At 40.8% G+C, this 12,605-nt stretch carries 12 protein-coding genes; 4 read left to right on the top strand and 8 right to left on the bottom strand.

What is annotated here, in order from left to right; all coding sequences use genetic code 11:
- Window positions 1-9 precede the first annotated feature (9 nt).
- A complete protein-coding gene (locus H8744_RS04230; protein WP_050486452.1) occupies window positions 10-2,328 on the bottom strand; it encodes a TonB-dependent receptor in 2,319 nt (772 codons plus the stop codon).
- Window positions 2,329-2,657: 329 nt separating this feature from the next.
- On the opposite strand from H8744_RS04230, the gene H8744_RS04225 reads away from it, so the two are divergent.
- Window positions 2,658-3,089 (top strand): ISAon1 family transposase N-terminal region protein, encoded by a 432-nt coding sequence (locus tag H8744_RS04225; RefSeq protein WP_233513297.1) that lies wholly within the window; start codon window positions 2,658-2,660, stop codon window positions 3,087-3,089.
- Window positions 3,043-4,119: a transposase gene (locus H8744_RS04220; RefSeq protein WP_233513296.1), complete on the top strand. Its 1,077-nt coding sequence runs from the start codon at window positions 3,043-3,045 to the stop codon at window positions 4,117-4,119. Before H8744_RS04225 ends, H8744_RS04220 begins: the two co-directional genes overlap by 47 nt.
- A 21-nt stretch (window positions 4,120-4,140) precedes the next feature.
- Here the strand turns inward: H8744_RS04220 and H8744_RS04215 are convergent, their stop codons facing one another.
- The 7 genes from H8744_RS04215 to H8744_RS04185 form a co-directional block, all read right to left on the bottom strand.
- Window positions 4,141-4,419: an ArsR/SmtB family transcription factor gene (locus tag H8744_RS04215; RefSeq protein ID WP_117463630.1), complete on the bottom strand. Its 279-nt coding sequence runs from the start codon at window positions 4,417-4,419 to the stop codon at window positions 4,141-4,143.
- A gap of 267 nt (window positions 4,420-4,686) precedes the next feature.
- Entirely contained in the window at window positions 4,687-5,628 is a 942-nt protein-coding gene (locus tag H8744_RS04210) for a relaxase/mobilization nuclease domain-containing protein (RefSeq protein WP_011967349.1), read from the bottom strand.
- Window positions 5,625-5,981, bottom strand: coding sequence for a MobC family plasmid mobilization relaxosome protein (locus H8744_RS04205; protein WP_011967348.1), 357 nt, complete (start codon window positions 5,979-5,981; stop codon window positions 5,625-5,627). The genes H8744_RS04210 and H8744_RS04205 overlap by 4 nt, the downstream gene beginning before the upstream one ends.
- Before the next feature lie 176 nt (window positions 5,982-6,157).
- Window positions 6,158-7,096, bottom strand: a complete 939-nt coding sequence (locus H8744_RS04200) for a toprim domain-containing protein (RefSeq protein WP_011967347.1) — start codon at window positions 7,094-7,096, stop codon at window positions 6,158-6,160.
- Window positions 7,097-7,354: 258 nt separating this feature from the next.
- Complete coding sequence (locus H8744_RS04195) at window positions 7,355-8,560, bottom strand: primase-helicase family protein (protein ID WP_122379752.1); 1,206 nt, start codon at window positions 8,558-8,560, stop codon at window positions 7,355-7,357.
- 351 nt (window positions 8,561-8,911) lie between these two features.
- Window positions 8,912-9,295 carry a virulence RhuM family protein gene (locus H8744_RS04190; RefSeq protein ID WP_011967345.1) on the bottom strand — a complete coding sequence of 128 codons (384 nt, stop codon included), beginning with the start codon at window positions 9,293-9,295 and terminating at the stop codon, window positions 8,912-8,914.
- A 10-nt stretch (window positions 9,296-9,305) separates the two neighbouring features.
- Window positions 9,306-10,517, bottom strand: coding sequence for a site-specific integrase (locus H8744_RS04185; protein ID WP_041525618.1), 1,212 nt, complete (start codon window positions 10,515-10,517; stop codon window positions 9,306-9,308).
- Between the two features lie 287 nt (window positions 10,518-10,804).
- Here H8744_RS04185 and H8744_RS04180 point away from each other — a divergent pair, with 287 nt between their 5' ends.
- Window positions 10,805-11,590, top strand: a complete 786-nt coding sequence (locus H8744_RS04180) for a coiled-coil domain-containing protein (protein ID WP_262433644.1) — start codon at window positions 10,805-10,807, stop codon at window positions 11,588-11,590.
- Window positions 11,591-11,730: 140 nt separating this feature from the next.
- Window positions 11,731-12,138, top strand: coding sequence for a DUF3244 domain-containing protein (locus H8744_RS04175; protein ID WP_262433643.1), 408 nt, complete (start codon window positions 11,731-11,733; stop codon window positions 12,136-12,138).
- The last annotated feature ends 467 nt before the right edge of the window (window positions 12,139-12,605 follow it).

Below are 12,605 nucleotides of genomic sequence, written 5' to 3'. Positions count from 1 at the left end.
CAAACTCCTTTATTTGTAACTGCTTTTTATACCATAATCAGTATCCTTATTTTCAATAGACTTACTACTTGAATTGTGAGTTTTTCCAAAACTAAAGTTCCACGTAAGAGTAGCAACAATGGTTTGGGAGGCACTACTGAAGCTTTCCCGCCTGAAAGGTGACTGATTATTTTTATTCTCTATAATAGTACGTGAAACATTCCGGAATGGATTGAACGCTCCTATGCCAAAAGAGAAATTATCGGTGTTATATTGAATGGCTAAATAGTGATAGTTACCGCTTTTAGTAAGGGTTTCACCATACAGCTTTTCGTCAAATGGTTGTATCTGACCGATAAACATCCATTTCTTATACATTGCCAAAACATTCGCACTATAATAGAAATTAGAATGTGTGTGAGAATAATTCTTCCCTTGACTGTTGAAATGACTGTACCCACCTGTAAAAGAAAATTGCAGTATGTTTTTTATCATTCCCACCTTTAGGGTCATTTCAGCATTATATTTGTTCCAGCTCTTCATATTTTCAGACATTATCAAGAATACATCGCCTTGCTCTTTAAGTGATTCCATGATGGGATTATGCTTGTGATGATGTCTCAGGTTAGCATTGAATGTAAATAATCCTTTCTTGTTTTCGTAAAAAAGATTGTTATTCAGATTATTATAGGGCTTTAATGATAAGTTGCCTTTTTCGGCAAGATAAGGGTCGATCCTAATTTCCGTGTTGGTCAATTCAGCTAAAGTCGGATTGGTCTGAGTCATCTCCACATCGTAACGGATAAAAGAATTTTCATTCAACCTATACCCCAACATGACTTTGGGCAAAAGGTTATAATAACTCTTATTGGTCGAAGTGTTAGAAAAATGCACTCGATTAATCCGCAACCCAAAAGAATAGCTGAAATTATTTTTACTATGGAGCCACTCTGAGAAAATAGAAGATTCTGATTGTTTCAAATCTGACTGAAATACTCCATTTTGCTGAATTTCCTGCTTCGTAAATGATTGTACGTGCTTTACCCCAAATTTCAAACTTCCATAAGTAAAACTCTTCTCATAAATTCCTTCTGCTATCAATGAATATTTATCGGAAGTCAAACCAAACTGCTCTCTAAAAATAGTATCAATATCATTGTATTCGATATAGTTGCGATCTGTTTCTGCTTTGATATAACTTCCGACAATGTTGACGTAAATTTTTTGCTGGTTTTTCAAACCATGCTCATAGTATAAGTCCATTGTTGGAGTATTTATTTTCTGACTGACACCATCCAATATCTGTCCTATCTCTATGCTATTTTCTTTCAGATTACTTTTGAAATCGTTATGCGGATGATCCGTCAAGGCATACTTCAACTTGGCATTAAAGAATGTCGAATCATTTTTTTGATAGTTATAACCGAAAGTAACATCGTGCATCTGATATGAGTAATCTCCGCCATCTCCGATTTCATCTCTCTGTAATGGGATAGAATTTCTGAACCGATAACTTCCTGTACGTGTCCGGTTGTTGCTGTTGATTTTTTGAAAAGCAGTTGTGTAATTCAATGCATATTCCGACTTCCCTTTATTAAACTTAGCGAAAAATACATCTCCACCCGCAAGAATATTCAGGGAGTTCATCAAGTCCATACCAATAATACCACCCTTATCATCTCTTGTAACAATATAATTAACAATTTTAGATGCTTCTCCATATCTTATTCCTGCATAATCCGAATATTCAATCCGTCTGATTTGGCGTGGCTGCAAGGTTAGAATCTCTTCTGATGTCGTATTCACTCCATTGATTTGCAACACAACTTTCCCTCCATCGGAGGATGAAATTGTATTCGTCATCGGATTAATGTTCAGTCCCGAAAGCATCATAGTATTCAATAGTTGCATTCCGTTTGCCGAGTGGTCAAGTTGCAGCTTTGTTGGAAAAACAATCCGTTGATTTATTTTACTGATTGTAGATGAAGCTGAAATGACAATTTCATCAAGCGATAACATCCGTTCACTCAAGAATACATCTATCTCAACTGATTCTAAAAAGTTTTGCAATAAGATTTTTTTAGTTTCAAAGCCCATGTAGGATATTAATAACACATAATCATCGGAAATGAGGTTTGTAAATCCAAACCTTCCAATTGTATCACTCACCGTTCCTTCTATAAATACCGAATCCTGCCTGAACAGAGTAACATTGGCGTATTCAACAGGTTCTTTTGTGCTTTGGTCAAGTATTCTTCCTGTGATATTATTTGATTGCCCAAAGGCATTTAAACTTAGAAACAAGAAGAATACAATGAGATATAATAAATGTTTTTTATTTAAGTCCATACTTGTTTTCTTATAAATGAGATATAGACACAGAATGCCATCTGTGCCATAATCTTGATTAATAAATGATAATAAAAAATCTGCCCTCAGAAGATTCGAAGGCTATAAGAAAACTGAGAAAGGCGTTCTCAGTATAGACTATGCGCGAATTCTAAATGTACGTGCTAATGCACAGCGTATACTTGACATGATTTGTTTATTCTAAATTCGTTGCAAAGATAAGCTTTTATTGGCACAGTTGCAAATATCCGTGGCTTATTTTTGTAGTATAGGTCTATATTTTCTTGTTTAATGCTTAAATGTTTATAAGAAGCATTACCTTTGCACTCATGAGTAAGCGATCAGCATTTGACTATAAGATTCTGGCAAGTTACCTTCTTCCCAAAGGCATACTTGAGTTCTTCGACGTTACAGCCGTTAATGAAGACCACACTGGCATTATTGAAGAGACTGGTAATGAGCGCGTCCTTCTTCACATCTATCTTGACGAAAAAGATGCACGGGAAGAAGAGTGGCACGACCTTAAGCCCAATGGTTTCACGGAAAGCCGTCAGGTTAACGACTTTCCTATCCGTGATCACAAGGTCGTTCTTCATGTCAGACGTCGCAGATGGTTAACGGCAGAAGGCAGAAACATAATCCTTGACAGGTACTCGTTGCTTGCTGATAACACCAGCTACTCTAAGGAGTTTGCTGATGTCTTAAAAAAAATATTTGGATACCTACCCGATAACGGCCCGCTCGCTGGGGCTATACTTTAAGGTAGATGGCAATAACCTGGAGCGTGCTTACAAGGATCATCTGAGCGGTTTCCGTAATTGGGAACAAGCCAGTCATGCAGAGGACTGGGTGCTGCATCCTAAGAACATAGGCAAACGACTGGGCATTGACGAGACCATGCTTCACAAGGATCTGATGACATTCTTGACCAACAAAGAAGGGCATGGAAAACGTCACACCTTAATAGCAGCTGTAAAAGGCACTAAGGCCTCAGACATTATCAATGTTCTTATGCAGATACCGCAGGAACAGCGAGAGCAGGTCGAGGAAGTTACCATGGACTTCTCTGACAGCATGTTTGCTGTCGTCACAGAAGCCTTTCCTAATGCAGCCATAGTCATTGACTGCTTCCATATCGTCAAGCGTTGTATCGAAGCAGTGGAGGAACTCCGCCTCAAAGCTAAACGAGAAGCACAGAAAGCACAAAACAAGGAGAAGGCCATGTTCAAAAAGAAACTTGAACAGCTGATAAAGAGCCGTAAATACTACCGCAAGAAACATCCAAAGAAATACAAAGGCAAGAAGCGGGGACGCAAGCCACAGAGGTTGAACAAACGCTTCAGGCCAACCATGCTTGCCAATGGCGAGACTGTCATAGAACTGCTGACAAGAAGCAAGTATCTGCTGAGTGTGAGTGGTGAGAAATGGACAGACAGGCAGAAAACACGTGCAAAGATACTTTTCAGGATGTTCCCAAAGATAAAGGAAGCATATACTTTGATTTGTAGCCTAAGAAGCGTGTTTAGCAACAAGTCTATCGACCGGGGTACTGCTAAGGTTAAACTGCATGAGTGGTATCAGAAGGTATTAGCTTGTACGTTGCGTGAAGTAAAGGCTGCAAGGGATGCCATCAAGTATAAGGAAGAAGAAGTACTAAATTACTTCATAAACAGATCAACCAATGCTCATGCTGAATCTCTTAACTCTAAGTTGAAAGGCTTTAGAGCACAACTACGCGGTGTGCAGGATTTACCTTTCTTTATGTTCAGAGCGTCTATGATCTTTGGATAACATGATTATATTGCCACGGACTTATGCAACTGTGCCGGCAATCTTCCAATTTTCACGGTTGATGCAGTATTTTACTTTGGGAGTTTCTATTTCTCCCTGTATCAATCCTGCATCTTTCAGCTCTTTCAGATGCTGAGAAACAGTTGCTTTAGAAATCGGCAGTACCTCATGTATATCTCCGAAAAAACACGTATTTTGCTTTATCAGAAATTCAAGAATTGCCATTCTCGCTGGATGTCCCATTGCTTTGGCGAACCGGGCAAGTTGCTCTTGAGTTGTAGTATATTCTTTATTATCCATTTTCACGGTGTTGTTTGTTGTTCGCAAAATTACGAGCATATTTCGGAATGCGCAAGTGTTTCCGATTATTTTTATTTGTGCAGTATCATTTTAACTTATCTTTAGTCGAAAAGAGATAAGAGCGAATACAATCCAATAATTCACCCTTATCTCTTTGTTTTGTTTTTATCCCGTTCGGATGGATTTCATCTTTCGCACATAATCCCGAACGTCCGATTATAATATAGTCGCCGATGAAATTTTCCACCGGACTATGTTCTATGGTTGTTACAATCTCATTCCTCGTTTGCGTTTCTTCTTTCTACGAAGTATCTCTGCCATTTCCTGATTGGCTTCTACATCAGCAGCGTTGCAAGAAGAATCACTACCGTTCAGCAATCCCAATGAACCGTTGAAGAACTCACTTTGTGCTATGCTGGATGGTGTACTTGGTGTAGCAACTTCATATTCGTTGGTCATCATTCCTTTCCGTTCCCTGCATCTGTTACTCTGCAAAGCTGCGTCAATCTTGGAATAGCTGAAACGCCTATCCACCTTGGACCCGTTGAAGTGGTAGCCGTTCTTGGTGAACACTACGCCTTGTATCTCGTCCGTCTGTCCTCTGTGGCTGAAATGCACTTCCACTCCTTGCCGTTTTAGATTTGCGACAAGCACGCCCCAGTTTCCACATATGCCGACTTCCGTTTTAAGGATGTCGTAAAGCTCGTACTTTGTCTTATCCGGCTCTTTCAATCGGTTGCGTTTGACATTCTCCTTCCCGTTTGCCATGTGCAAGCCATATATCAAGGTTAGTTCCTTGCAGATACGGGTACTGCGCAGACGCTCGTGCCTGTCGGATATGGTATTGCCGTTGTTGTCTATGCGGTTGAAGGCGATATGCACGTGCGGATGCTCCTTGTCGAAATGACGGGCGATGAAGAACTGCGTGTCCTTGATTCCCATCCGTTCCATATATTCAAGTGCGATACCTCCCATGACACAGTTCGTCAGACGTGGCTCATCCTCTTTGGAAAAACTCAATGCGATATGCCCGACAGGTTTCGCCACATTGCCGTTCATCAGCGACTGGGCATTGAAACTCATGGCAATGGTTTCCTTGTTCTCCATAAACAAGCCATCATATGCGACAACTTGGGCATTCTTTCCTTTATCAAGGATATAATCCACCACACCCTTGAAGTCGCTTCCCTTTACGATTTTCGCCATCATATCCCTATCTTGGTTAAGAGTTCGTGAATCCTTGCCACTGCCACCTTGCAGTCCCACCGTTCATCGTGGAAGCCTCCGGCGTTAGCCTTGTGCGCAAGCTGGTTGAGATTGTTCGCCATGCCACAGAGTTGGCGGATGTATCCGGCGTGTTCCTCAGACAGTCGTTCTTTCACATGACCGTTCCGGAAACACCCCCTCATATATTCACTCGGTGATACACCAGCCTCATGCGCCCGTGTCAGCAGACGGTAGTAGTCGGCTGTCGCCATCTTCACCGCGACACGGTATTTCAGTTTCTCGGTCGCTTCCTTCTTGGGGCGACCACCCTTGTTACGTTCCTTGTTCTGTTCCATATTTCGTTTCTTCTAATTCTGTTACTGATTATACTGTATAGACCAACGGGATGCCATCTTCCGAAACTTGGGAAGTGGGTAGCAAGCGGTTTCGGTACGCCCGAAACACAAACTTGCTACCTCCCAATCCTTATGGAATGAGTTTTGAGCATCTCACGTTTTTCTTGTTCAAGGTGCTATAATCCAAGTCCTTTCTTTTTGGGTTTTACGATGGTTCGTGGAGGTGGATTAACGGTTACATTCTGCCACTTACCGCATAGGTAATCGTTCAGGTCTTTATGTCCGTTGTAGTTGTCGGAGAAGTCCCTGATACGACCGCTGAACTCTCTTGCCAATTCCAAGTAGGCATTTCTTCCAGCCTCGTCATTGTCAAGCAGGCAGTGGATGCGCTCGTACCCATGCAGCACATCCATTGCTTTGGAAACATTGGCAACCGAATTGAGAACGACATAATCCTGCCCATCAAGATTGGGCATGGTCGGGCAGTTCTTCATCCGCAACGTGAGGAAGGACAGATAGTCCATCATACCCTCGAACACGAGACACTTCTCTTGCTGTTCTCCTTGCTGGCGTATATAACTGATGTCTTTGGGTGCGATGCAACCCTTGAAAAAACGGTTACGCACTTCATATCCTCCGGCAACATTGGGAAAGCCGATGGCGAAATAGGGCTTGCCGTTATGGATGAAGTGCAGCTCCTTACATTCCAGCCTTGCCAAGTTGATGTTTATTCCCCTTTCCTGCAAATAACGGAGCAATGCAGGATGGGTAAGTTCTCCCACCTCCAAATGCTGGAAACTCGGTTCGGATGCTTGCTGGCGAAAAGAGAAAGATACGGAACGGATGTGCGGTACTCGCTCCGCTATCTTGTTGAGCAAGTAGGGCACATAGTCGGATGCGTATAGTTCCTCTGCCAAAGCGATGATGTTACCGCCTTTGCCAAGCCCGTAATCGAACCACAGGTTACGGTCGGTGTTCACTTTGAACGAGGCTTCCGTTTCCTCCCGGAATGGTGATTTGTACCAAAGGCTGTTGCCTTGCTGTTTGACGGGCGTGTAGCCCAAACTTTGCAGATAGTCTGCAATTCTGATTTGTTTTGCTTCTTGGATGTTCATGGTTTATTCTTTCTACGGATTTGATGATGAGTGTAATAATGTTGATTTGATGAATGACACATATATTATGCTGTATGTTAAGGCTTTATTTCCTCAACATCTTCTCAACAAACCACTCACAAAAAGAGAATCCAACAAAGGATGCTGTTGTTTTCTCAACATTTCTTTTCGATTGTTGAGCATTTGTTGAGAGTGTATGTTGTTTGTTTTCAGCATGGTTATATACTTATTCAACAATTCAACAAAAAAAGAATGATGTTACAGGGAGTCAAGTTGCTTCCTTGTGACTGTATAGAACCGTCCAACTCTCTTAATCGGCTCATAACGGCACTCCCGATTGTAATTAAATTGGTAGGTCGTATAGGTAAGTCCGTTGGATGCCGGAGTAAGTTTCCAACACTCTTGCAGCACTTTCCGTACTTGGTACTTCTCCACCTTTACCTGTGAGTGTACCAGCAAAAGAAGAAGGTCGTTGTAACAGAACGAGAATGTGTCCGTACCGACACTGTCCATGATGTCAAGGATAAGTTCGTGTATCTCTATCTCCAATCGGTTGCGGTTGCTGCGGATAATCTTCCGCAAGGCTTCGGTATGCAACAACGAGGGTGCAAACCACATACGGCTTTCTTTTTCGGTGGATAGCTGTCTGTGTTGCAGGAAATGGAGAAAGGCAGGTATCTCCGCTTTCAGCTTTTGCAGGAAGTCGGTATCATCGGACTGCAAGCGGTCTATCTTGCGTACCCAATAGCGTGTTTCTCCTGCATCTATGATTACGGGCAGATACTCGTTGTTGGAGCACAGCACAAACTTGGCAAAGAACGCTATCTCGTCACGGTCTTTGCCTTTGGCTTCCACTTTATAGGATAGAGTTGTACTGAGGTTCTTCAACCGCTCGCTGTCCTCCCTGCGGTTGAGCAGCACTTCATCCACCACGATAAGGAGTTTTCCTGCCCAATCGGAATTGAACTGGCTGCGGAAGTCCTCGTTGGTGTTGAACGTGACATTGTTCTGAAAGAGGGCTTTCAGAAAGTTCAGGAACGTGCTCTTGCCCGTATTGCGTTCTTCCGATATCAACAGCAGGATGGGCAGTTTTTGTACGGGTTGCAGGTAGAGCAGTTGCAGATAGTCCATTCCTAACTCGTATTGCTCCCCGAAAATGTGGCGAACCAATGATTGGATGCAGGGAAACTCGCCTTGCTGTGGACAATGCTCTATCGGCTCATAGAGGTTGAGAAACTTGTCCACCACGGGACGATAATCCACATGGTTTGGGACTGTACAGAAACCGTCATACTTCGGCACGGTGGCGAGATAGTCCTTGCCATAGTCCTGCCGTAGTGTCTCGTTGTTCCACACAATGCGTTTCCTCACATAGCCACCGTTCAGACGGGGCTGGTTCACTAACTTGTAGAGGGTTGTACCCACTCGGATAAACTCCTCCTTTTCGTTCTTTGTTTTTGTCATTTACATTTCGCTTAAATCGTTAATAGTTAATCAAGTGCAAAGCTACGGCAAGTCACGCGAAAGCCTGATAAGCAAATCACAGCAGAACGGCGCAAAATTTACACGGAATGAAAAACTTGCTGCGAATTGCACAGGAAGCAGGTAAAGAGCATATAAAGCAAACCCGAAAAAGCATCCGTTACAGGTCTGCTTCTTCGGGCTTTTGTTGGTAATACGTATTATTGGTAAAACAGCAATACGTTAGTTCAACTGAATACTAATACGTTTTACCAACTGAGTGTTTTATCAGCAATCAATTGACAGATAAAGATTTGTCGGTTTCATGATTTCATGTCGTCACATTATTGGATTTTATGCCTGATAATTAGAAGCCTTTGTCCCGTTACTGCCCAGCGAAAAGAAGAAGGTTGTTTTCTCTTTTCGCAAGTACATCCTTTTAAGAATGGCATTGCGCATTTGTTCCGCACCGAAACTATTGATACGGAAAGCAAGCGCAACTATCATCGTGAGACTGAATACATTTGCATGATAGCCGTTTTCCAATCTGATATACTTCTGAACCTCGTATTCTTTCAATGCTCCACTTTTATATATGGCTCTGATGGAAGCTCGGAATGTGGGGGCAATTACTCCGAATAAATCGCCAAGTTCCTGTTCGCTCATCCAAATGTCTGTGACATTGTCCGGCATTATGATATTGCCGGATTCACTCATTGTTATAATACTTCTTTTCATAAGCCATTCTTTATATGGTGAAATGTCCGCTAACCTTATCTTCAAAAGCAGAAATGTCGTTTTCAAGTTTCGTGTTGGTCACTTTTGCATAAATCTGCGTAGTAGTGATATTTGTATGTCCGAGTATTTTGCTGACACTTTCTATTGGCATACCATAATTAAGGGCTAAAACAGCGAAGGAATGCCGGCTCAGGTGAAATGAAATGTTCTTTTCTATTCCACACATTTTTGCCACAGTCTTGATGCGCCTATTTACCATGTCGTAAGAATTTATGTTGAACAAATTCTTACCATTTCTGAATGGCTTATTTCGCTCAATTATTTGAGCGGGAATGTCCATCAGCTTGATTTGAAACGGCACACCTGTTTTCTGCCTTTTGGATACAATCCAACGTGAGCCATTCAGTTCCACGATATTGTCTGTGGTGAGATTTTTGATGTCCACGAATGATATACCCGTCCAGCATCCGAAAATAAAAATGTCCCTTGCAATAGCGAAATTGGCATTTTCCAATTCGATTGTACTCATGGCTTTGATTTCGTTCTCTGTCAAGAAGCCACGTTCCTTATGGTCAGGATTCACATGATATTGTGCAAATGGATTTCTCGGTATCTTCCCGTGGTAATGAGCGGAAGTTACGATATGCTTCAATGGTATGGAATATATCCATACGGAAGATTGGGCAAGTCCGACCTCGTTACGTAGATACAGACAATAATCATGGATAAACTCTTCCGTCAGTTCATTCATCCCCATATCCGAACGCTTATAATGGTTTTTCATAAATTCGGCGACATATTTCCTTACGGTAAGATATTTACGGTATGTACGCTCCGAACGGTCTTTCCCAACACGTTTGGCAAAATCCGCATTCATCTTATCAAAGGCACGTAACACCGTTTCATACTCTGTGCCGATACCTTGATAGGCATTGCGTACCATTTCGGCAGTTACAAATGCCTCCCGGTCAGAAAGCCGCTGGTAATGCTTTGCTATCTGCGCCTTGATATTATCAAGCGCATGATTAACATCCATAGACTTACGGCTCTTACCTTTAGCCCGATTAGCTTTGGCATCCCATAACTCCTTGGATATACTCTGTTTACAACTGAACTGAGCAATCGTCCCATTGATGGTAACCCGTCCCATGATAGGGACAATTCCACTCTTCTCTTTGCTTCCATTTACATAGAAGACAGTCTTAAATGTACTTCTCATAATCCTTGCTTTTTGTTTGGTGCAAAATTAAATCATGAGAGTCATAAGGGCAGAACGCAAACCTACGCAGAACGCAGAAAAATAGGAAGTTAGTGTTAAAAGTGCATTTGATACGAGGTAATGGTTTGGAAGCATAACAACTTCTATATTCTGCTCAGACCATGTCTTCACTACTTATGCCACTTGAAGCCACTTTATGCCAAACACCATTGATGGTCAGTACATTCTCTATGTTTTGCTCATATTTTCATTTTTAAGTGACATTTTTAAGGAAAAGTTTGCAAATTGAGATGGACAAGCGAAAAATGCATTCTTTTGTCTTTGTAGTATCAGTCCTTTTTGTGGCCGGTTTATATCTTTTATACAACAAATACGCTTCTACCAAATTGCAAGTAAATAAATTGTATAGACGATTGGAGGAGAATATGAACCGGAATTCCATTTACCGGGATCAAGTGGAAGCGTATAGTCGTTTGCTTTCTGAGCATACCCAGCAGACTGAGTTGAGAATAAAAGAGTTGAAAGATAAAATTTCAGTTCTTACAGAAGGTAAGGAAAATACTCGTCAAATGCAAGAGAAAGATAAGAGCAAGCTTATCCAATATCAAAAAGAAATCGAATTGTTAAAGCAACAACAGTTGGTGGAAAAGACAAGGATGGAGGCTGAAATTGGTACTTTGACACAGAAGATTACCGAGTTAGAAAATACAAGCCACGAACTTATCGATCTGATGGATGTGGAAAAACTGATAACAATGCTAAAAGAAGGTAAGATTATCGCTGAAAATATGATCCCTGAAGAGTGGGACAGAATCTATAATCTTGTAAACTGTCTTTATGATAATGTGCTGTCCAAATTGAAGAATAAATATCCTCATTTGACAAGTCATGACATAAACCTCCTGAGTTTTTTATTATTAGATTTCTCCAACAAAGAATTAATTATTATTTTTGATAGCATAGGCAGTAATACTTTATCTCACGCCAAATTGCGTCTAAAAGAGCGTTTAGAGTTAGAGAAAGATGTAAAATTGGACGATTTTCTGCGTAAAATCAAAAAGAATAAATCCGTTTAATCCACATTTTTATGAATGTGAGAATATTAATGCTCTGATATATAATTGTTTGATGTGTTTTTCTTAGTACATCCTTCTTTTTTTGAAATGTAAAGAAAATGCGGCATCTTTGGGGTATTAAACCATTAAACAGATTTGCCATGAAAACACAATTTCTATTTTTGACATTAGTTATTTTCAGTTGTATAGTAAAAGCACAGGATGTAAGTGTGAGCGATAAGTTTGTTGTTTTTCAGGGGCACGTTTTTCTATCGGGGGGATGGAGAGGTGAAACTGAAGAAGATTCAAATCAACGCTCCGCATCCTTTGTGCCTATTGATGCTGTTATTGATAATGGAGTTCTTTCAATTGACTTTTGGGATATTGTGGACAATGTTACGATAACCATTTCCCGCGAAGATAGTCCGGAAGTTTATTCTAAATCTCTTTTTGTAAATGAAACGGCTCAACTTACCTTTTCCATCAATACTTATACACCGGGCATTTATTTACTTGAATTCTCCAATCCGGACGGAGGATACGTTTCGGGATGGTTTGAGGTGAAGTAGCAATACTTAATTGGTTATTATGAAAAAAGCTTAACCTGATCTCCTTGTCACCAAGCAAGGTAATCTTTGTCTCTCACTTCCAATAATTCCGTAATAACTTAGTAAGGCATGTCAGAAGTCATTTTTTTATATTTAGGAAAGCATAAAATAACTAGACTTACTTCGACTTTTGGCATGCCTCTTTTATAATGTATTATATGGTAATTTTCTCGGAAAAAACAGGATATGCATGTGGCTGATAGAAGTCTATGAAATAAATTTTCTTTTTATATTGAATAAACTGTCACTTTTAGTAATTTTGTACAATAAGAGGGGGAGTTTTTAGATTGAATGCTTATGAAATAAGTGTTTCGGAAAAGAAACGGTACTCACCGGCAAATTGAAGTTAGTATTGATTCAGATACTTGTATTGATATACAATCAGAGCGCGGGAAAAGAGTAAACTCTCGACAAAATGTATATTTTAA

The sequence above is a fragment of the Jilunia laotingensis genome, assembly GCF_014385165.1.
Classification (GTDB): Bacteria; Bacteroidota; Bacteroidia; order Bacteroidales; family Bacteroidaceae; genus Bacteroides; species Bacteroides laotingensis.
The sequence above is the reverse complement of the archived record's forward strand: the minus strand, read 5'-3'. Positions and strand labels throughout refer to the sequence as shown.